This window comes from Sinorhizobium sp. 8-89 (genome assembly GCF_030124325.1).
Classification (GTDB): Bacteria; Pseudomonadota; Alphaproteobacteria; order Rhizobiales; family Rhizobiaceae; genus Sinorhizobium.
Window position 1 is genome coordinate 189,188 of the sequence record NZ_JASKLR010000006.1, and the last position, 20,872, is coordinate 210,059.

Annotated in this window: 21 protein-coding genes and 1 pseudogene; 2 read left to right on the plus strand and 20 right to left on the minus strand. The window is 62.7% G+C overall.

The features are described from left to right. Positions 1–96 precede the first annotated feature (96 nt). The 10 genes from doeB to QN219_RS14885 form a co-directional block, all read right to left on the minus strand. On the minus strand, positions 97–1,101 hold the full coding sequence (gene doeB / locus QN219_RS14840; RefSeq protein WP_284000474.1) for a N(2)-acetyl-L-2,4-diaminobutanoate deacetylase DoeB: 1,005 nt from the start codon (positions 1,099–1,101) through the stop codon (positions 97–99). Between the two features lie 3 nt (positions 1,102–1,104). Further along, positions 1,105–2,286: an ectoine hydrolase DoeA gene (gene doeA / locus QN219_RS14845; RefSeq protein WP_284000475.1), complete on the minus strand. Its 1,182-nt coding sequence runs from the start codon at positions 2,284–2,286 to the stop codon at positions 1,105–1,107. Positions 2,287–2,319: 33 nt separating this feature from the next. Then, positions 2,320–3,309 (minus strand): ectoine utilization protein EutC, encoded by a 990-nt coding sequence (gene eutC, locus QN219_RS14850; RefSeq protein ID WP_284000476.1) that lies wholly within the window; start codon positions 3,307–3,309, stop codon positions 2,320–2,322. Then, entirely contained in the window at positions 3,306–4,310 is a 1,005-nt protein-coding gene (eutB, locus tag QN219_RS14855) for a hydroxyectoine utilization dehydratase EutB (protein WP_284000477.1), read from the minus strand. The genes eutC and eutB overlap by 4 nt, the downstream gene beginning before the upstream one ends. Continuing rightward, positions 4,307–5,092, minus strand: coding sequence for an ectoine utilization protein EutA (gene eutA, locus QN219_RS14860; protein WP_284000478.1), 786 nt, complete (start codon positions 5,090–5,092; stop codon positions 4,307–4,309). The genes eutB and eutA overlap by 4 nt, the downstream gene beginning before the upstream one ends. Beyond that, complete coding sequence (ehuD, locus tag QN219_RS14865; protein ID WP_284000479.1) at positions 5,092–5,754, minus strand: ectoine/hydroxyectoine ABC transporter permease subunit EhuD; 663 nt, start codon at positions 5,752–5,754, stop codon at positions 5,092–5,094. Before ehuD ends, eutA begins: the two co-directional genes overlap by 1 nt. A 2-nt stretch (positions 5,755–5,756) precedes the next feature. Beyond that, positions 5,757–6,416 carry an ectoine/hydroxyectoine ABC transporter permease subunit EhuC gene (gene ehuC, locus QN219_RS14870; RefSeq protein ID WP_284000480.1) on the minus strand — a complete coding sequence of 220 codons (660 nt, stop codon included), beginning with the start codon at positions 6,414–6,416 and terminating at the stop codon, positions 5,757–5,759. Positions 6,417–6,520: 104 nt separating this feature from the next. Then, on the minus strand, positions 6,521–7,372 hold the full coding sequence (gene ehuB, locus QN219_RS14875; RefSeq protein ID WP_284000481.1) for an ectoine/hydroxyectoine ABC transporter substrate-binding protein EhuB: 852 nt from the start codon (positions 7,370–7,372) through the stop codon (positions 6,521–6,523). Positions 7,373–7,432: 60 nt separating this feature from the next. Beyond that, a complete protein-coding gene (gene ehuA, locus QN219_RS14880; RefSeq protein WP_284000482.1) occupies positions 7,433–8,218 on the minus strand; it encodes an ectoine/hydroxyectoine ABC transporter ATP-binding protein EhuA in 786 nt (261 codons plus the stop codon). A 123-nt stretch (positions 8,219–8,341) separates the two neighbouring features. Continuing rightward, the gene (locus QN219_RS14885) at positions 8,342–9,727 is read right to left on the minus strand and encodes a PLP-dependent aminotransferase family protein (RefSeq protein WP_284000483.1); all 1,386 of its coding nucleotides are present in this window, start codon (positions 9,725–9,727) and stop codon (positions 8,342–8,344) included. Positions 9,728–9,833: 106 nt separating this feature from the next. Between QN219_RS14885 and QN219_RS14890 the strand changes: the two genes are divergently transcribed. After that, entirely contained in the window at positions 9,834–10,316 is a 483-nt protein-coding gene (locus QN219_RS14890; RefSeq protein WP_284000484.1) for an Lrp/AsnC family transcriptional regulator, read from the plus strand. A gap of 86 nt (positions 10,317–10,402) precedes the next feature. Next, a pseudogene (locus tag QN219_RS14895) lies at positions 10,403–10,801 on the plus strand (aminotransferase class III-fold pyridoxal phosphate-dependent enzyme); the annotation flags it as partial. A 107-nt stretch (positions 10,802–10,908) separates the two neighbouring features. Here the strand turns inward: QN219_RS14895 and QN219_RS14900 are convergent. From QN219_RS14900 to QN219_RS14945, 10 genes are all read right to left on the minus strand, one after another. After that, positions 10,909–11,292 (minus strand): VOC family protein, encoded by a 384-nt coding sequence (locus QN219_RS14900; protein WP_284000485.1) that lies wholly within the window; start codon positions 11,290–11,292, stop codon positions 10,909–10,911. A gap of 120 nt (positions 11,293–11,412) precedes the next feature. Next, a complete protein-coding gene (locus tag QN219_RS14905) occupies positions 11,413–12,546 on the minus strand; it encodes a sn-glycerol-3-phosphate ABC transporter ATP-binding protein UgpC (protein ID WP_284000486.1) in 1,134 nt (377 codons plus the stop codon). A gap of 88 nt (positions 12,547–12,634) precedes the next feature. Further along, a complete protein-coding gene (locus QN219_RS14910; RefSeq protein WP_284000487.1) occupies positions 12,635–13,861 on the minus strand; it encodes an extracellular solute-binding protein in 1,227 nt (408 codons plus the stop codon). A gap of 28 nt (positions 13,862–13,889) precedes the next feature. Further along, entirely contained in the window at positions 13,890–14,747 is an 858-nt protein-coding gene (locus QN219_RS14915; protein WP_284000488.1) for a carbohydrate ABC transporter permease, read from the minus strand. After that, on the minus strand, positions 14,744–15,628 hold the full coding sequence (locus QN219_RS14920) for a sugar ABC transporter permease (protein ID WP_284000489.1): 885 nt from the start codon (positions 15,626–15,628) through the stop codon (positions 14,744–14,746). Before QN219_RS14920 ends, QN219_RS14915 begins: the two co-directional genes overlap by 4 nt. 12 nt (positions 15,629–15,640) lie before the next feature. Continuing rightward, a complete protein-coding gene (locus QN219_RS14925) occupies positions 15,641–16,801 on the minus strand; it encodes a Gfo/Idh/MocA family oxidoreductase (protein ID WP_284000490.1) in 1,161 nt (386 codons plus the stop codon). 192 nt (positions 16,802–16,993) lie between these two features. Next, the gene (locus QN219_RS14930; RefSeq protein ID WP_284000491.1) at positions 16,994–17,731 is read right to left on the minus strand and encodes an ABC transporter permease; all 738 of its coding nucleotides are present in this window, start codon (positions 17,729–17,731) and stop codon (positions 16,994–16,996) included. Next, complete coding sequence (locus QN219_RS14935) at positions 17,731–18,669, minus strand: ABC transporter ATP-binding protein (RefSeq protein ID WP_284000492.1); 939 nt, start codon at positions 18,667–18,669, stop codon at positions 17,731–17,733. Before QN219_RS14935 ends, QN219_RS14930 begins: the two co-directional genes overlap by 1 nt. Beyond that, positions 18,666–19,865, minus strand: a complete 1,200-nt coding sequence (locus QN219_RS14940) for an ABC transporter permease (RefSeq protein WP_284000493.1) — start codon at positions 19,863–19,865, stop codon at positions 18,666–18,668. The genes QN219_RS14935 and QN219_RS14940 overlap by 4 nt, the downstream gene beginning before the upstream one ends. An 80-nt stretch (positions 19,866–19,945) precedes the next feature. After that, on the minus strand, positions 19,946–20,857 hold the full coding sequence (locus QN219_RS14945) for an ABC transporter substrate-binding protein (protein WP_284000494.1): 912 nt from the start codon (positions 20,855–20,857) through the stop codon (positions 19,946–19,948). Positions 20,858–20,872 lie beyond the last annotated feature (15 nt).

Genomic DNA, 20,872 nt, shown 5'->3' on the forward strand with positions numbered 1-20,872 from the left:
AGCTTGCTCGGTCATCTTGCATTCGCCGTGGTGGCTGGCGCGGGACGAGGAGTCCCGCGCCAGCGGCACGCATTCCCAGCCAGTGGAAGAGCTCGGTTAGACCCTGACCGCCAGCACCGCACAGCAATCGCCCGCCTTGATCAGCCCCGGGTAGTGGCGTGCGATGAAGATCCCGTCCATCCTGGCGTGTACCTCGATCGGCTCTGCGCCGGTACGTCCGGTCGGGTAAACACGCGCGATCACGGAGCCACGCTGGACCACATCGCCGAGGTCGGCCAGAAATTCGACAAGCCCGGTTTCCTCGGCGAAAGCAAAACAGTCGCCGTCCGGCATGTCCAGCCATTCTGTCGGCGATGTGTCAACGTCACCGTTGATGATTCCCGCATGCGTGAGGACATTGCGAACCCCGCGTTTGGCAATCCCGACGCTTTTTGCCGTCGCGGAGCCGCCGCCGCCGAGCTCCGTCGTGATGAAGATCTTGCCCATTTCTTCGGCGGCCGTGTCGTACATGCCGACGGCGTCGATCTCCAGCATCTTCATCGACCAGGGCGCGCCGAAAGCCTTCACGTAGTCGAAGGCCTTTGCCTCCTGCACCTTGTCGGCAAGGATGTGGGCAGCGCAGAACGGCAGGAAGTCGAGGGTCTTGCCGCCCGAGTGGAAGTCGAGCACGACGTCAGCGAGCGGCAGCAGAACCCGCTGGAAGTAGTCCGCGATCTTCTCGGTCACTGTGCCGTCCGGCCGGCCCGGGAAGCTGCGGTTCAAGTTGCCCTTGTCGATGGGGGAAGTGCGCGCCCCGCCCAGGAACGCCGGATAATTCATCGCCGGCACGATGATCACCCTACCCTGAACCTCTTTGGCGTCGAGCGTCCGCGCCAGATCGAAGAGCGCGACAGGCCCTTCATATTCATCGCCGTGATTGCCGCCGGTCAGGAGGGCGGTCGGGCCCTCCCCGTTCTTGATGACGGTCACCGGGATCATCACCGAACCCCAGGCTGAATCGTCGCGGCTGTAGGGCAGGCGCAGGAAACCGTGCTGGGTGCCGTTGGCTTCGAAATCGACCGTCGCGCTGATCGGAGACGGCCGCAGATGCTGCTCTCTCACGGCTCAGTCCTTGACCATCAGCTTGCGGGGCACGGAGGCTAGGCACTCGACGCCGGTTTCCGTGATGAGAATGCTCTCGGTCGTCTCGAAGCCCATGTCCTCGAGCCAAAGCCCTGTCATGAAGTGGAAGGTCATGCCCGGCTTGAGTTCCGTCCTGTCACCGGGACGCAGGCTCATCGTGCGCTCGCCCCAGTCGGGCGGATAGGAAAGCCCGATCGGATAGCCGGTGCGGTTGTCCTTGACGATGCCGTATTTCTTCAGGACCGCGAAGAAGGCGTTGGCTATGTCCTCGCAGGTATTGCCGGGCTTTGCCACGGCGAGGCCGGCCTCCATTCCTTCGAGGGTCGCCTTTTCGGCGTCGAGGAAGGCTTGGGTCGGCTTGCCTAGGAAGACCGTGCGCGACAGCGGCAGGTGATAGCGGTTGTAGCAGCCGGCGATCTCGAAGAAGGTGCCCTCGCCGCTCTTCATCGGCCGATCGTCCCAGGTCAGGTGCGGCGCGGACGCTTCCACGCCCGAGGGCAGCAGCGGCACGATCGCCGGATAGTCGCCGCCGATCCCGTCAACCCCGCGCGTGCCGGCGTCATAGATTTCCGCAACGAGATCGCATTTGCGCATGCCCACTTCGATCTTGTCGAAGATGCGCTGATGCATGGCCTCGACGATGCGGGCCGCATTGCGCATGTACTTGATTTCCGTCTCGCTCTTGACCGCGCGCTGCCAGTTGACGAGTGCCGTCGCGTCGACGAAGCGCGCATTCGGCAGATGCTTCTGCAGCGAGGCGAAGGCGGCAGCCGAGAACCAGTAATTGTCCATCTCGACGCCGATCCTGAGCGACCCCCAGCCGCGGTCGGCGAGAATGCCGGAGAGGTAATCCATCGGATGGCGTTCGGTGGACTGCACGTAGTGGTCGGGATAGCCGATGATGCTGTCGTGGCTCAGATAGGCGGTCAACTTGGCGCCGTTGGCGTCCTGCCCGCGGCCGAACCAGATCGGCTCGCCCGAGGGCGGCACGATCACCGCCTGGTGGACATAGAATGACCAGCCGTCATAGCCGGTGAGCCAGGCCATGTTGGACGGGTCGCTCACGATCAGGAGGTCGACGCCCTTCGCCTCCATGGCCTGGCGCGTCTTTTTGAGGCGCGCTTCATATTCCCCAAGGGAGAATTTGAGGTTGGGTTGGGTCATGTTTCTTCCTCGTTTTATCCGGCACTGCCGGTCTCAACTTTCGAATGTCGTACCCGCACTTGCGGCGTCGGCTCGCGCAAGCGCGAGCGTGGCAATGGCGGTGTCCTGAATGCCGGTGCCGGTCAGGTCGGCAATGGTGATTTCTTCGGCGCGCGTTCGCCCGGCCTTTTGTCCTGCGATGACCTGACCGAGTTCCGCGAATTCGGCATCCGGAGCGACGAGCCCGGCGGCAATTGCGTGATGCAATTCGCCGAGGCGGCGCGTCTGTTTCAGACTGTCGGCGACATAGGTGGCCCGGGCGATCGCCTGCGGGTCGAGCTCGTTCTTGTGTTCGGCGTCCGATCCCATCGCGGTCACATGCTGGCCGGGCCTAAGCCATTCGGCCTTGAGGATCGGCGCCTCCGACGGGGTGGTGGTCACAATGATGTCGGCACCCGAAATCGCGATGTTCGGCTCGCGCTCCGCCTTCACCGAAATCCCGAGCTTGCCCGCAAGCGCGCTGGCCGCCGCTTCGGCCTTCGCCGCATCGCGCGCCCAAAGCCGCGCCTCACGGATCGGGCGGACGAGGGTGAGCGCTTCGAGCTGCAGCCTCGCCTGCATGCCGGCGCCGAAGATCGCGGCGACCGAGGACTCTTCGCGCGACAGGTGTTTGGCTGCGACCGCCCCGGCCGCCGCGGTGCGTACGTCCGTCAAATAGCCGTTGTCGAGCAACAGCGCCTGTACCAGCCCGGTGCGGCTCGACAGAAGCACCATCATACCGTTTGTGCTCGGCAGGCCGACCTTCGGATTGTCGAAGAAACCCGGGCTGATCTTGATCGCAAAGCCGTCGAGCCCTGGAACATAGGCCGTCTTCACGTCGACCTCGCCGCGCTGCTCCGCAATATCCAGCCTCCGCAGCGTGGGCATCGGCACCGCTTTGGTAGCGAGTGCATGGAACGCCTCCTGGACGCAGGCGACCGCCTCGCGATCGAGCGGCACGATCCGGCGCAGCTCCGCCTCGGTGAGAATCGTCATCCGCGTCATACCGCCTCCTCGGGAAACGGGTCCGTTTCGCCATTCATCACGCTGAGGTGCAGGTCCATGTCGATATTGCGGCCGGAGAGAATGACCGCGATCGGACCCTCGATGTCCTTGATCTTGCCGGAGAGAAGCGCCGCAATGGCGACCGCGCCGGCTCCCTCCACGACCTCGCGCTCTTCAGCATAGGCGTGGCGCATGCCGGCGGCGATTTCCGCCTCCGTCACGAGGACGACGTCGTCGAGGAGCTCCCGGCACATGCGGAATGTCACGCGATTGTCGAGCCCGATGCCGCCGCCGAGCGAATCCGCAAGGCTCGGCCGTTCCTCGACGTGCACGGGCTTGCCGGCGGCGAGGCTCGCCATCATCGCCGCGCCGCGCTCCATCGTCAGCCCGATTACCCGCGTTGCCGGCCTGCGCGTTTTGACGGCTGCCGCCACCCCGGCCGCGAGCCCGCCGCCCGAAACCGGCACAAGCACCACGGCAACGTCCGGCATCTGCGCGACGATCTCAAGTCCGAGCGTTCCCTGCCCTGCGACGATCGCCGGATGGTCGAAGGGCGGCACCATCACGAGACCTTGTTCCGCAACAAGCCGCTCGACCTCTTCCTGCGCTTCGTCCTGAGACCTGCCGACAATCCGCACATGGGCGCCAAGGCGTCTGATCTCGGAGACCTTGTTCACCGGCACCAGGTGCGACATGCAGATCGTCGCGACCGAGCCTTCCACCTTTGCAGCATGGGCAAGTGCCCGGCCGTGATTACCGGTCGAGGCCGCGATTACGCCGAGCGCCCGGTCGCCGGCAGAAAGCGAAAGCACCGCATTGGTCGCGCCGCGCAGCTTGAAGCTGCCAGTCGTCTGGTGATGCTCGAGCTTGAGGCCGACGGGCACTCCGCAGAGCTGGCTCAGCGCTGCCGAGGCAACGAGCGGTGTCGTCAGCACGCGGCCGGAAATCCGCCGTGCCGCCACCTCGATGTCGTCTATCGTCACCGGAAGAGAGGCACTCATGGCCATTCCCCCTTAAGCGGCAGCCCCATGAGTTGCCCGAGCTGCGGCCGCGCCTTCCCGTCGCCACAGAGGCGCAGGCAAGCCCAGGCTGTAGCGTAATTGCTGCTAACGACGGGCCTGCCGATCGCCGCCTCGATTTCGGCAATGACGCCCGCCGCCCGCACGGCGGTGCAGGAAATGAAAAGGGCGTCGGATTCCGGTGCCGTCGCTTCCTTCGCGAAGGCCACGATCTCCTCAGGCGCAATCCGAGCCATCTCCCGGTCATCGGTGAGCCCTAGACAGGTGAACCTGTCGATCGCGAAGCCGAGGCCGGTGAAATAGTCCGCCATCGGTCGGCTGGTCTCGATCGTGTAAGGGGTGAGAACCGAAATTCTCCTCGCGTCCAAGGCGCGCAAGCCCTTGACCGAGGCAGCCGTCGGCGTAACCACGGCCGCTTCCGGCTTGGCGACCTTTATCGCGGCCGCTACCTGTTCGTCGCCAATGACCACGGAAGCCGACGTGCAGGAATACATCACGACGTCAAGCGTCTCCTCCGGCAGGATCAATGCGGCGGCCGCCGTCAGCGACGGCTGCATCGCCCGGAGATTTTCCCACGTGACCGGATTGGCATAGGGGATGCGCGCGACATAGACGCCAATCTGCTCGGACGCGACCAGACGCTGGAAGTCTACCTCCGTCGTGTGGTCCGTAGCGAGGATGATGAGGCCAACGCGCTTGTCGAGCGGCCGGTCGTCAAGGCGCGGCTCCTGCGATGCGAGCGAAATGGTGACTGGGTTCGCCATCAGCGTTCGTCCACCCGAGCGTAGCGCCCTTCCAGCCAGCGCAGGAAGAAGACGGAGATCAGGCTTATGATCAGGAAGAACACGCCGACCAGCGTCATCGGCTCGATGTAGCGATAGTTGCTGTTGGCGATGCTCTTTGCCTGGTTCATCAGTTCGAGCACCGTGATTGCCGAAAGCAGCGGCGTCTCCTTGAACATGGCGATTAGGTAGTTGGCCAGCGCCGGGATCATCGGCGGGATCGCCTGCGGCAGAATCACGTGGATCCAAGTCTGGCGCGCCGTAAGGTTCGTCGCCTTGGCGGCTTCCCACTGCCCGCGCGGGACGTTCTCGATGCCGGCGCGGTAGACCTCGGCGGCATAGGTGCCGTAGTGAATGCCGAGGCCGATGACGCCGGCGACCAGGGCCGGCAGGCGGATGCCGATGTCCGGCAGGACGTAGAAGATGAAATAGAGCTGCACCAGAAGCGGCGTGCCGCGAATGAACTCCACGGCAAAGCCGGTGGCGCGGGCGATCGGCGCCGGGGCCGTCATGCGCAGGATGGCGAAGGCGAGCCCGATCACGGCGGCAACGGCAGCGCCGAGAATGGTGGCGAGGATGGTGATCTGCAGCCCCTCGATGAGGGTCGGCGTGATCTGACGGACGAATTCCCAATCCCATTCCATGGTCAAGCCCTCACACCGTCGAGACCACGGGTCACGCGCCGTTCCAGCCAGCGCATGCCGAGCGAGATCAGCCAGGCCATGACGAAATAGAGCACCAGAATGGTGGCGAACGGGATCAGCGTGCTGCCGGTTTGCGCCCGCACTACCTGCGCCTGGAAGGTCATGTCGGTGAGCGAGATCAGCGACACGACGGCGGTTCCCTTCAAAAGCTCGATGGCGTTGTTGCCGAAGGTCGGCAGCATCAGCGGCAAGGCCTGCGGCAGGATGATGTGACGCATCGCTTGAAAGCGCGTGAGATTGAGCGCAATGCATGCCTCGCGCTGCTCGCGGCCGATCGCCTTCACCGCACCCCGGACAACCTCCGCGCCATAGGCCCCGACATTAAGGCCGAGCGCCAGTACTCCGGCCTGCAAGGGCGTCAGCGTGATCCCGGCGAAGGGCAGGACGAAATAGACCCAGAAGAGCTGGACGAATATCGAGGTGCCGCGGAAGAACTCGATATAGCTCGTGGCAAGCGCACGCACGGCCATGAAGCGGCTGACACGCCCGAGCCCGGCCGCAAAGGCGACCACGACGGCGAGCGCCGAGCCCATCAGGGTCAGTTCAACGGTCACCCATGCGCCCTGCAGGATCAATCCGATATAGCCGGACCAGTCGATCATCGTTCAATAATTCCAGTCGGAGTGGGTTTCGCTTGTGTGCGCCACGTCGTGCCTTCCCTCCGCGAAATGCGGAGAGAAGGCAATTCTTGGGGATCGGCTCCGGGCTATTTCGCGGCGCAGAGCTTCTCGCGCGTGGTTGACATCGCCGCCTTGGCCGAGAAGCCGTAGGGCTCGATGATCTTGGCGAACTCGCCGGATTCCTTCATCTTGGCGAGTTCGACGTCGAAGGCGTCGCGGAGCGCCTCGTCGCCCTTCCTGAAGGCGGCACCATCGCAGTAGACCGGCGCGCCTTCGACGGGCGCCACCACTTCGATGTTTGGGTCGCTGGCCTTCGAAACCAGATCGTGGATCGACAGTACCGGCAGCGAATAGACGTCGATGCGTCCGTCCTGCAGCATCTTCAAACCGCTCTGCCCATCCGGCACGACGATGACACGATCGCGCGGCACGCCCGCTTCGAGCGCCAGCTTCTCTTCGGTGCCGCCGCCGGGAGCGCCGATCTTCGCATCCGGATTGTCGGCGATGTCCTTGTAGCTGTTGAGCTTCAACGGATTGCCCTTCTTGAGTGCAAAGGCCTCGGCATCGCAGAGGATCGGCTGGGAATAGGCGACAGCGGCGCAGCGCTCCGGCTTCATGAAGAGGCCGGCGGTGATCGCATCGTGACGTCCCGCCTGCAGGCCCGGGATCATCGCGCCATACTCGGAGATGGACGCGACAACATCCGGAACGCCAAGCCGCTTGAAGATTTCGCGGGCGACATCCGGCGCGGCGCCGGAGACCTTGCCGTCGGCTCCGACTGCCGTAAAGGGCGGCTCGTTGGCGATCGCGATGCGCGCGTAGCCTTGTTCCTTCAGTTCCTCCAGCTTGTTCTCATCCGCCGAAGCGGGCGTGGCTGCGGCAACTGCCATCAAAGCTGTGGCGCCGGCCGCCATTGCCATCCATGCTCTCAATTTCATCGTTCCCAACTCCTCTGTCGTTCTCTTGCTGTTTGTTTGAGGCAATGTCGGCCGTAAGGCTTAGACGCGGTGCCCTGCCGCTATGATTTTGCGCAGGAAGGTCTGCGTGCGTTCCTGTGTCGGGTTGCGGAAAATGTGGTCGGGCTTGCCCTCCTCGACGATCTTGCCGCGATCGAAGAAGAGCACGCGATCGGCAAAGTCATGGGCGAAACCCATCTCGTGGGTGACGAGCAGCATCGTCATGTCGGTCTCGGCGGCGAGCTTGCGCATGACGTTCAGGACTTCCTCAACGAGCTCGGGATCCAGCGCCGAGGTCACCTCGTCAAACAGCATGATCTTCGGCGAGAGCGCCAGTGCCCGTGCGATAGCCACGCGCTGCTTCTGCCCGCCGGAAAGCTGCGCCGGCATGCTCTTCGCCTTGTCGGCCAAGCCGACCATGTCGAGAAGCTCCATCGCCCGCTTTTCCGCCGCGCTGCGCGCGATCCCCTTGGTCAGCATCGGCGCGAGCGTGACATTATCGAGCACGCATTTGTGGGGAAACAGGTTGAAGTGCTGGAAGACCATGCCGATCTTCTCGCGCATCTTGTGAAGATGCCGCTCGTCGGCCGGGACAAGGCTACCCGCCTTCTTCACGTGGTAGAGCTGCTCGCCGTCGATCTGGATGAAGCCGCCGCTGATCGTTTCCAGCGTCATCAGAATGCGAAGGATCGTCGTCTTGCCAGACCCTGACGGACCGATGAGCGCGAGCTTCTCGCCCGGCATCACCTCCATCGACAGCCCGTCGAGCACGGTCAGGGGACCGAATTTCTTGACGATGTTGTCGATGCGGATGATCGGTTCGGCCATGCGCGTCTCTCTCCCTTTGAGACAGGTAATGTCCTAACGATGGTCTGGTTCCAAAATCATGTCAATGTTAATAATAATATCATGACAATTATTCCGTCGATGCACAAAGCGTAGGCATCGGCGTCAGATCACGAGCAGCAACGCCTCCGGGTCGCCAAGCGCCAACGACGCGACTGTGCCAAGGCCGGTCTTCAATTCGTGCTCGGTCGTCGAGCCGAGCGATATCCTGACGGCCGGATGCCAGCCGCTGTCGCCGGTACGGAAGGATGCACCGGGCGCGATTGCGACGCCGCGCAGGCGGGCCTGGGAAACGAAGGCGTCCTCCGAGTGCCCCTCCGGCAGCGGCAGCCAGACATGCAGGCTCTGCGGATGCGTCCGGTGCGTGAGGTGCGCAAACGCCTCCTTGACGATCGCGTGGCGCGCGGCGAGAGCCTGGCGCTGCCAGTTTACGAGTTCCAGCGCCGTGCCGTCGCTCACCCAGTGCGTCGCGATCTCGGCGATAGAGGGGGTGGCCATCCAGTTCGACACGAGGTGCCGATTGGCGACGGCCGCAACATAGCGGTCCGGCGCCGCAAGGTAGCCGATTCTGAGGCCCGGCACGGTGATTTTGGTGAAGCTCGTCACATAGAGCGTCCGCTCCGGCGCGAGCGCGGCGACCGGCGGCAGCCGCTCCTCTACCAGGGGGCCCAGAATGTCGTTCTCGATGATGGCGATGTCATGCTTGCGGGCGACCTCCGCGAGAGCCGCTCGCCGCTCGGCGCTCATCAGCATAGCGGTGGGATTGATGACCGAGGGCTGCAGGAAGATGGCGCGCACTACGCCCTTGCGGCAGGCCTCGTCCAGCGCCGCCGGGATCATGCCATCGTGATCGATCGGCAGGCCCTGAAGATGAATGCCGAGATAGGTTGAAAGCGGCACCAGCGTATGATGGCTGATGGCCTCCGTCGCAACCGTCGAGCCGGGCGGCGCCACGCTCATCAGCGCCACGGTCATCGCCGAGGTCGCGCCGTTGGTGAGAGTGATATTGAGCGGAGAAATATCAAGACCGCAACGTGAAAGCCATTGAGCGGCGACGTTGCGGTGGCGCGGGAACACCATGTTGGGCCGGAACGAAAGCGCCGAACTCGCCGGCAAGTTCTCGGCGAGCCAGGCGAAGCCTTGCCGCATCTTTTCGAGATGGAGCTGCTCGCATACGGGCTTGAGGATCGAGAGGTCGATCAGCTCTCCCAGCCGCTCCGGCAGATAGGGCGGTTGCGGTTCGCGCGGGCGCGTCTGTACGAAACTGCCGCGGCCGACCTCACCGGAGATCAGGCCGCGCCGGATAAGCTCGTCATAGGCGCGACTCACCGTCTGGACGGAGAGCTTCAGGTCGTCCGCGAGCTTGCGATGCGTCGGCAGGCGCACGCCGTCCTGCAGCTTGCCCTCCTGAATTGCACGGGCAAACTGATCGGCCAGCGAGAGATAGGCCGGGCGGCGCAGGAGCGTTGTGTCGGGCGTCCAATTTGTCATGATTTGAACAGTGCTGAAAATCAGCTCAATTGACAATGCAAAAGTGAACACCCAATGTCTTTTCCCGGAGTTTGAAGCGACCAGGCCGACGGAAGGCACCTCCCGAATGAAACTCGACGCAATCGATCTGCGCATCCTGGAAGCGATCCAGGCCGATGGGCGTATCACCAAGCTGGCACTCGCGGAAAAGGCCGGCCTTTCGCCGACGCCATGCTGGATGCGTTTGAGAAAACTCGAAAGGGCCGGGATCGTAACCGGCTATCACGCACGCGTCGCCGTGCGTCGGGTGGCACCCGTCGCCAACGTCATTATGGAGGTCACGCTCGGCAACCATCGCCAGGCGGATTTCGAGCGTTTCGAGCGCGCCATCGCAACGATCCCCGAGGTCGTCGCCTGCTGGTCGGTCGGTGGCGGTGTCGACTATATCCTCAAGGTGGTCACCGCCGATATCGACGCCTACCAGCGGCTGGTCGATGCATTGCTCGAGCGCGAACTCGGCATCGACCGTTATTTCACCTACATCGTCACGAAGACGGTCAAGGAAGAGACAGTGTTGCCGCTTGGCTCGCTGCTGCCGCAGGCCACCTAATTGACAAGTAGCGCAGAAGCAGCGGCCAGTGCGGGCAATCCATTGAGATCGTTGCACGCGGTGGTTGCTTTTTTTGCGAGGCCGGGTCCGCCCACCCGATCTGCGCTGCGGCCGGCATCGCCAATCTCGAACTGATCGACGAACTCGGTATTGTCGAGAATGCCGGTTCGACCGGGGCCTATTTCCGGTCCGAACTCACAAAGGCGCTCTCGGGCCACAAGCACGCCGGCGAAGTGCGCGGAGACGGCCTGGTGGCGGCAATCGAGTTCGTCGAGGACCGAGACGATCGGAAGTTCTTCGATCCCGCGCAAAAGATCGGCCCGAAGGTGGCGACCGCGCTGGCGGAACGCGGCGTTCTCGGCCGCGCGATGCCGCAGGGCGACATCCTCGGCTTTGCGCCGCCACTCTGCCTGACGCGCGAGGAGGCCGATATCGTCGTCAAGGCGGCAGTCGGCGCAATCTCCGAAGTCCTCGGCAACAAATAACGGGCTGAGTTCCGGTCGTTCAGATCTGGCGGAGCGCTGGTTTCCTCGGCGCTCCGCGAACTATGCGGCCCTGTCGGTGATGGAACCAGGCTGGTTCGCTACAGCTGTCAGCGACCAGCGGGCTGAAACAGCTCCACGAAATTGCCGGAGGGGTCGATGAGCAGGATCTGCGATCCGCCGGGTCCGCTCACGATGTCATTGCGGAACTTGACACCGGCGGCCCGCAATTGGGCGACCTCGGCAGGCAGATCATCGACGATGAGGTGGATTCGGTTCCAGCCGCCCGGTTGAGGACGCTCGCCGTCGGGCATCGGTCGCCCCGCGGAGCTCGTTGGGCCACTGAGCAGCAGCCGCAGCGCTCCCCGCTTCACATCCGCAAAAGCGGGAGCGTGGTTGGAGAGAAGCGAAAAGCCCAGATGTTTCGTATACCACGCGATCGCAGCCTCGACGTCATCGACCATGTAGCGCACGTTGACGGTTGTTTCCGACATGCCTTCCTCCCGATCCGAGTTCACCGAGCAGATTGACGTCCGCACTCTACGGCAAAGATCACGGAAGCGGAACGTTCTCAGCCGAGAATTCGGGCTGGCAACCAGACGCCCTCCACTCGATCAGGCCGCTGCAGGATCGAGAAGCGACATGTCGATATCTGTCATCTCGACGCGACGCTCGAAGGCGATACCGTTTTCGTCGAACAGGTGGCAGTCGGCAGCGCGGATGCCGGTCCTGACCTCTTCGTCCGCCCGGATCGCAGCGGTCCCCGGCAGCATAGCGCAATAGTTCTCGCCCTCGCCGCCGAGCGAGGCATAGGCAACCGTATGCGCGCCGAGACGCTCGATGACCGATGGTGTGACCGCCAAAGTCAGGTCGCCGGAACCGATCTGGATATGCTCGGGGCGCACGCCGAGCGTCAAGCTCGCGCCGGCCATGCCGCTGCGCGGCTCGACCGGAATGATCGCCGTCTGCCCCTTGTACTCGACCTCGACGCCGGCTTCGCTCACCCCCTTGCAATTGACCGGCAGGAAGTTCATTTTTGGATTGCCGATGAAGCCGGCCACGAAGGTGTTGGCGGGCTTGTGATAGAGTTCGAGCGGCGCGCCCGTCTGGGCGATCTCTCCGGCATTCAGCACCACGATCCGGTCCGCCATCGTCATCGCTTCGACCTGATCGTGCGTGACGTAGATCATCGTCGCCTTCAATTGCCGGTGCAGTTTCGCCAGTTCGATGCGCATGTCGGCACGCAAGGCCGCGTCAAGGTTCGACAGCGGCTCGTCGAAGAGGAAGATCTTCGGCTCGCGGACGATTGCCCGGCCAATCGCGACGCGCTGGCGCTGTCCGCCGGAAAGCATTCCGGGCTTCTGTTGCAGGCGCTGGTCGAGATGGAGAATGCGCGCCGCATGCTCGACCCTGACCTTGAGCTTCTCCTCGGGCATCTTTTCCACGCGGAGCGGAAAGGCGATGTTTTCGTACACCGTCATATGCGGATAGAGCGCATAGGACTGGAACACCATGGCGATGCCGCGCTTGACCGGCGGCAGGTCGTTGACACGCTTGCCGTCGATGACGATGTCGCCCGCCGTGGTCTCGTCGAGGCCAGCGATCATTCTGAGCAGCGTGGACTTGCCGCAGCCCGACGGGCCGACGAAGACCACGAACTCGCCGTTCCTGACTTCGAGGTCGATGCTCTTCAGCACCTCGTAGGTGCCGTAGAATTTCTGAACCTTGTTGAGATTGAGCTGTCCCAAGAATCTGTCTCCGGCCACCGGCGCAAGGCGGCTCTGCCGCCAAAATGATCGGAGACCGCGGGCTGGCGTTCCGCGGCCTCCGTCGCGCTTACTTGTACTGTTCGATTTCGCCGGCAGCCTTCTTCAAGGCATCGGCCGGCTCCGCCTTGCCCGTGACTACCGATTGCACCATGTCGATCATTGCGTTCTGAAAGCCTTTGTAATCCGTGAAGAGCGGCTCCGGACCGCCATAGCCAATGCCGTCGATCAACGGCTTCCAGGACGGGTCGGCCTTGACGAATTCATCGACCTTGGGGGACGGGCGTAGCGGCGTCAGGCCTGCACCGCCCTGCAACTCGTATTCGCCCTGCGGACCGGGAGATGTAATGAACTTGGCGAATTCGATCGCCTTTTCCTCGACGCCAGTACCCTTGAAGATCGCCAGGCTGTCGGTGATCAGCAACGTGCCTTCACCCTTGGCCGAAGGGCCGAGCGGCAGCGGCGCGATGCCCCAGTTGAGCTTCGTGTCCTTGAGCAGCGCAGCGGCGCCGGAGCCCGACTGGATCATGCCAGCCTTGCCGTCAAGGAAGATGGCACGGATTTCGTTCTGCTCGTAAGCTGTCGCCCCCTCGACGGAATAGGGCACGATATCCTTGTAGGCCTGCAGGGCCGCCAAGACCTCGGGGCTGTCCATGACGATCTCATCGCCATCGATCACCTTGCCGTTGTTGGTGTAAACCCAGTGCATGAACTGGTGCATCGTGTTGTCGAAGGTCTTGGCCGGCAGACCATAGCCGGCAATGCCGGTCTTTTCCTTGATCTGCTTCGCAAAGGCGATCTCCTCCGCCCAGGTCTTCGGTGGCGTTTCCGGGTCAAGGCCGGCCTGCTTGAAGAGGTCCTTGTTCCAGTAGAGGGCCTTGGTCGAAAAGGCGATCGGCACGCCCCACTGGTTATCCTCGAAGGTCACGGTGTCGACGATGTTCGGATAGTAGCTCTTCTTCTCTTCCTCGGTCATCGGAACCGGAACGATCATATCGTTCTCGGCAAACTCCTTGAGGGTGCGGGATCCCACATAGGCCATGCCGACTGGCGTGCCGGCCGCAGCAAGCGTCGTCGCCTTGTCCTGGCACTGGGCCCAGCCGACGACTTCCGGCACCACCTTCCAGCCGGCGTTCTTGCCTTCCCATTCCTTGATGTATTTCTCGTGGATCGGATCGATCTTGTCGCCGCAATAGATCCAGCTGATCTCCTGGTCGGCGGCCTGCGCGGAAACGCTCCCGAGCGCTGTGGATCCGAGCAAGGCAAGCGTTAAGGCAGTCTTGTATGCAATGGTCACGATGGAACTCCCCTTCTCTGGTGGTTGCTTATTGTTTCACCGCGCCGGCGGTCAGGCCGCTGACGAGATAGCGTTGCAGGAAGAAAATGACGATGACAGCCGGCGCGATGCCGACGAAGCTTGCGGCCATCAGCTCGTTCCAGACCACTTCCTGCCGGCCGAAATAGGCGAAGAGGCCCACGGGCAGCGGCATGTACTCGGTCTTGGAATTGAAGGTCAGCGCGAAGATGAACTGCTGGGCATAGGAGCCGATGAAGGTGGTGATCGCGACCACCGTGATGCCCGGCATGGCGATCGGCAGGATCACCCGACGAAGCGTGTAGAAGTGGCTGGCGCCGTCGACGAAAGCTGCCTCGTCCAGTTCCCGTGGGATCCGCATCATGTAGGTGCGCAAGAGCCAGATCGCCGAGGGAATGAGGAAGGCGACGCCTGGTACGATCATGGCGAAATAGGTGTTGAGCACGCCGAAGCTGCGCATCAGCCGGAAGAGCGGGATCAAGAGCACCGCGCCGGAGAACATGTTGACCGCCAGGAAAGCCGCAAGCAGCGCACCGCTGCCGCGGAACCTGAAGCGCGCAAATGCATAGGCAGCCGGCACCACCAGCGCCAGCACGACCGCGGTGACGATGACGGAGATGAAGAACGAATTGAAGATATAGCGGGCGAATCCCGGCACGCTTACCCACATGGTCTTGTAGGCGGCGAAGGAGCCATTCTCCGGCCAGAAGCGATAGGGCGATGAAAAAAGCAGGCTGAGCGGCTTCAGCGACACCAGGAAGCCTTCGACAAAGGGGGCTAGAATGAAACTCAGGAAGACAAAGATCCCCGCGTAGATTCCGACCAGCTCGTACCAGCGATAGCGATTGATCAGGGCCGGTTGGCTCATCGGCTTTCTCCGGAGGCAAGGCGGTGGGTGACGCGGAAGTAGAGCAGGCAGAAGATCGACAGGAAGATGCAGATCACCACGGCACGCGCTGCACCTTCGCCATATTTCTTTGAGCCGATGGCCGTTCGATAGGTGTCGATGATCATCGTCGTGGTGTCGCCGTTCGGGCCGCCTTGGGTCAGGATCCAGATGATGTCGAACGAGTTGAAGGTGGCGATCAGCGAAAGCATCGACATGGTGATCATCGCCGGCACGAGCAGCGGCAGGGTGATGCGGCGAAAGCGGTAGAAGCGTCCGGCCCCGTCGGTCCATGCCGCCTCGTAGAGATCCTGCGGGATCGCCTGGATCGAGGCCAGCAGATAGAGCGTCACCAGGGGCACGCCGATCCACACATCGGTGATGATCGTTGCCCAGAAGGCCGTCGAACCGTGGGCGAGGAAGGCGACCGGACCATCGACCAGACCCAAGTTTTGCAGCACGCCGGAAATCATCCCGAACTGGCCGTTGTACATCCAGCCCCACATGAAGATGCCGATCGCCATCGGCACGATCCACGGCGGCATTGTGAGGACGCGAAACAGGGCGCGTCCCGGCACCGCCGCGTTCAGCATGACGGCGCCGAAAGTACCGATCCCCATCTTGATCGACACGGAAAAGAAGGTCCAAACGAACGTCCGGGCGATCACTTCCGCGAAAGTGCCGTTGAAGATCTTGTCATAGTTGAGCGTGCCCACCCACTTGGTCGTCTTCTTCAGCGAAGCATCCGTAAACGACAGGATGAATGTGTCCACCAGCGGATAGGCGACGATAACCGACACATAGAGAAGAGCCGGCAGAAGCAGGATCCAGGCGAAGATGATCGTGCTGCGCCGAACACTCATGCCCGTTCCCTCTCAGGCCGCACGGGCGTGCAACGCTTCGTCGAAGCGGTCCCATAGCGGGCGAAGATCGACGACGGTCCGCTTCATCCGTGCCTCGTCCATGGACAGCGCCAGGATGCCAGCCTGCAGCGCATCGAGCGGCGAAACCGGCAGCGGGCCGCCGTCCTTGACATGGGCAAGAATGTCGGTCGCCATCTGCTCGTCGGCGCCATAGTGTTGCGAGAGCGCGGTCTCCTTGGCGTATTTCTTCTCGACGACCTTCTTGCCGGAAAGCACCTCGTGGACATCGAGATAGCCGCGGATGAAGTCGCCTTCGGCCATGCCGCGCGACCCCATCACGCAGAAGCGGCGGAACTGGTCCGGCACGTTCAGGTTGGTATGGAAATTCATCGCTACGCCGTTAGCGTATTCGATGATCGCAACCTGATAGTCGATGATGTCGCCATCGCTGTCGAAAACCTTGTCCGATCCCAGCCACCCGCTCGGCTTGCGGTGAAAGAGCTGCAGGTCGTTGATACCTTCGCGGGCGGGATCGTTGGCGGGGGTGAAGCTCTTGCGGCCGCCGAAGCTCGCGACGCGCTCCGGCCGGGCGCCGACGACGCCGTTATAGAGATCGAGGTCATGGCAGCATTTTTCGAGCATGAAGCTGCCGGCGTAGCGTCCATAGCGGCGCCAGTCACGCATGAAAAATGCGCCATGATAGGGTTCGATGTGTTCAGCGGCCTCGATCGAAACGATCTGGCCGAGCGTTCCCGCAGCCTGGGCGGCGCGGAGATCGCGATACATTGGCGCGTAGCGGAGCACGAGGCCGACCATCAGCCGGTCATGGCCGTGCTTCGCCAGAAGTCCTGCAAGCTCCAGGCTCTGCTCGATCGTGCTGACGATCGGCTTTTCGCAGAAGATCTTGAGGCCGGCCTCGAGGCCGATGCGGATATGATCGAGATGCATGTGGTTCGGCGAGCCGATCATCAGGAGATCGAGCTTCTCGCTGGCAATCAGTTCCTCAGGCGAGGCATAGGCTCTGCCGGGGGATATGCCTTTTTCGACAAGGGTCGCAAGGCCGGCGGGCGCCGGATCGACATAGCCGGCGATCTCGAAGCTTTCGTCTATCGCCTTGAAGACATAGCCCAGATACCCCAGACGGAATCCGAGTCCGATTATCCCGACTTTCATGCTGTTGCTGTTCCCTTGCCTTTTGGCGTAATTTATTTTCGTAGACTGGGATAGATTTTTGGGTGCGTCAACAAAAAATCGAACATTTCGGCAAAACGTGAAATTCATTTTCACGCTCATGCCAAATGGCTCCTGTGATCTATTTTGGGGTTACGACTTTTGCGAGCAGTGATGTCCGTCGCGGGACGGCTCCTAGGCGCGCACCCGACCGGAAAGAAACCGTTCGACTGCCTGAAGCGCATCGTGGATAAGCACCGCCAGGGCCGCGACGATCAGTCCACCTTGAAGGACGAAGGCGAGGTTGTTGGACTGCAGACCGGCGATGATGACTTCGCCGAGCGTCTTTGCGGCAACGGTCGAACCGATCGTCGCGGTGGCAAGACTGATCACGACGGACAATCGAATCCCGGTCAGGATCACCGGTAGCGCCAAGGGAAGCTCGATACTGAACAGCCGCTGGCGCTCTGTCATACCCGCGCCGCGTGCAGCCTCCATCACCGTTGGCGGCAAGGTCGTCAACCCTGTCAGCGCATTTTCGAAGATCGGCAGCAGGCCATAGAGGAAGAGCGCGATCAGCGTCGGCTTCTCGCCGAAGCCGAAGATCGGCACGGCCAACGCTAGCACTGCCACCGGCGGAAAGGTCTGGCCGATGTTCACCAGGCTGCGCGAAAGCGGCAGAAACTCGGCACCGGCCTTCCGCGTGACGAGGATCGCAAGGGAGACTGCCACGGCGGTCGCGGCAAGCGTTGCGACAAAAACCGTCCGGAGATGCAGCAGCGTCAGCCAGAACAGACTGCCCTGGTTATAGATCGCCGGCGCATTTGCCTGCACCAGCGGCCTCAGCAAGGGTTCGAACCAAAGGGGCTGCAGCAGGAAGACAAGCAACAGCAGCAGGACCAAGAACCGGCCGAGATTGGGCAGCCACGCCATTACCGCGGCCTCGCCGCCCGTTTTGCCAGCCCTTCCAGACTGACCTTGCCGAGGATCGCGCCATCCGGCGCGACAACCGGCACGGCGGATCGCCCGGACCACAAGAGTTCGGAGAGCGCCTCGCGCTGGCTGAGCGTCGCCGGTATCGGCGCGCCCTCGGCCGCACCCGGCTCGACCGCATCCGCCGCCGTGTCGATCGCCAGCAACCGGAACGGCCGTTCGCTGGTGCCTATCAGAGTTTCGACGAAGGATGTCGCCGGCCTTACCAGCATCTCGGCCGGCGTCGCGTATTGTACGACGTCACCCTTGTCCATCACGGCGATCCGGTCGGCAAGATGAAAGGCCTCCTCCATGTCGTGGGTGACGAGAATGATGGTCGTGGCGAAATGTTTCTGGATGGCGACGAGGTCGTCCTGCGCCTTGGAGCGGATAATGGGATCGAGGGCGCCAAAGGGTTCATCCATCAACAGCACGTTCGGCTCCGCCGCAAGCGCTCGCGCCACGCCGACCCGCTGCTGCTGGCCGCCGGAAAGCTCATGAGGATAGCGCGTGCCGAAGGCCGCAGAATCGAGCTGGAAAAGCGCCAGCAGTTCCTCGACCTTCGCGTCTATGCGTTTCCTGTCCCAGCCGAGCAGTGTCGGCACGGTGGCGATGTTCTGTGCCACCGTGCGGTGCGGAAACAGCCCGTGGCCCTGGATGGCGTAGCCGATCCGGCGGCGAAGCTCGAAATCCGGCAATGCGCGATTGTCCTGACCATCGATTTTGATTGTGCCCGAGGTCGGCTCGACCAATCGGTTGACCATTCTGATCAGCGTCGTCTTGCCTGAGCCGGACGTGCCGACGATCACGGTTATCGTGTGCGGTTCGACGGTCAGCGACACGTCGTTGACGACGGTCGTGTCGCCATAGCGCTTGGTGACATGTTCGATTTCGATCATGCGGCATTGCCTTGGTTGCGGTCCGTTACGGTCATTTCGATCAGGGCATCGAGGACGATCGCCGCAGCGAAAGCCAGGACGACAGTCGGCACGGCACCCAGCAGCACGAGGTCCATGGCCGTCTGGCCTATGCCCTGGAAGACGAAGACGCCAAAACCGCCGCCGCCGATGAGTGCTGCTATGGTTGCAAGCCCGATGTTCTGGACGAGGACGATGCGGATTCCCGTGAGGATCACCGGAAAGGCGAGCGGAAATTCGATGCCGGCAAGGCGCTGCCAATCGGTCATGCCGATGCCGCGTGCGGCGTCGTTGGCGTCACGCGGAACGCCGGCGAGCCCGACCACCGTGTTGGCAACGACGGGCAGCAACGAATAGAGAAACAGCGCGACGAAGGCGGGCGCGACGCCGATGCCGCGAATGCCGATCGCCGCGGCACCCGGCACATGGATCGCGATCCAGCCGAGCGGCGCGATCAGGATACCGAAAAGCGCGATCGACGGAATTGTCTGGATGGCGTTGAGGACATTCAACACACCGGCACGCAGCGGCTCGACACGATGGCAAAGCACGCCAAGCGGCAACCCGATCACGGTCGCTGCCGCAAGCGATCCGAGCGCGAGCGTCACGTGTCGGCCCGCCTCCTTCCAGAAGGTGTCGGCGCGGCTCGCATATTCCTTCAGCATGGAAAGTCCGTCCCAGCCGCCGCCAATCAGCATCGCACCGGCGATCGCAAGAACAGCGGCAAGGACGAGTAGCCGGATGACGGGTCCCGGGTTCAGACGCGTCAGCGCGTCGGCAACCAGAAGGGAAAAGGCGAAAACCATCACCCAGAACCCGGAGGCAGGCGAAACACGGGCATAGGTGTTTTCCGGCGGCGTCAGATGGTTGGCGGCCATTCCGATCAGAACGCCAAGCGCGACGAGAGTCGCAAAGGCCACGGTCATTCGCACCAGATTCGGCGTCTTGAAGAACGCAATCGCCGCGGCAAACGCGAGAAGGGCGAGAAGCGCGTATCCGAGCGATGGCGGCAGGGCCTCCAGAATTGCCTTCGCTTCGCCCTGGACAATCCGGTTGGCCCGGAATGTTGCAAACGGCGCAAGAAGCGCCCCATAGACAGCAAGCGCGGCAATGACGATGCCGAGCTTGTCGATGCGGAGGGGCATGCCTTCCTTTCCCTGGATCATGCCATCACCCACGGCGCTTCTGGAGTTGCCCGCCCGATTGGATGGACGAGGGCGCGCCTGGCCGACGGGACAAGCGCCATCCCGTCATCACATCATTTAAGAAAGCCGTTCTTCTTCAGGAAGTCCTCTGCAACGGCCTTGGCCGGCTCGCCGCCAACCTGTACGCGGCCATTGAGCTCCTGCAGCGTGACAAGGTCGAGCTTTTCGAAGACCGGTTTCAAGAGCTCCTCGATCTGCGGATTTTCCTTGAGCACGGCTTCGCGAATGATCGGCGCGGGCTGATAGACGGGTTGGACGCTCTTGTCGTCTTCGAGCACGACGAGACCGGAGGGCGCGATGCCGCCGTCGGTACCGTAGACCATCGCGGCATTGGCGCCGTTCGTCTGGTTTGCAGCCGCCGCAATCGTGGCCGCCGTATCGCCGCCGGAAAGCGTGATCAGTTGCTCGGGTTTCAGGGTAAAGGAATAGGTCGTCTGGAACGCTGGCAGCGCCGCGGCGGAGTTGACGAATTCGGACGAGGCCGCGAGCACAACCTCACCGCCGCCCGAGACATACTTGCCGAAGTCGGAGAGCGTCTTGAGCTTGTTGGCGTCCGCAACCTCCTTGCGCAGCGCGATCGCCCAGGTGTTGTTGGCCGGCGATGGCGTCAGCCAGACGATCTTGTTGGCGTCATAGTCGAGCTTCTTGGCCTGCTCGTAGGCCTTCGCAGCGTCCTTCCAGGCAGGATCATCGGCCTTCTCGAAGAAGAAGGCGGCGTTGCCGGTATATTCCGGATAGATGTCGATCTCCCCCGCGGTAATCGCCTTGCGCACGACGGGCGTCGCGCCAAGCTGAACACGATCCGTGGTCTGGATGCCGTTGGCATTGAGAACGGAGAGAATGATATTGCCGAGGACGCCCCCTTCCGTATCGATTTTTGAGGAAACGACGACATCGGCCTCAGCCGCCGCGGCGGTGAGCGCAAGGGCAAAAGCGGTACCGATAACAGTCTTGATCAGGCGCATGATTGTCTCCCTCGA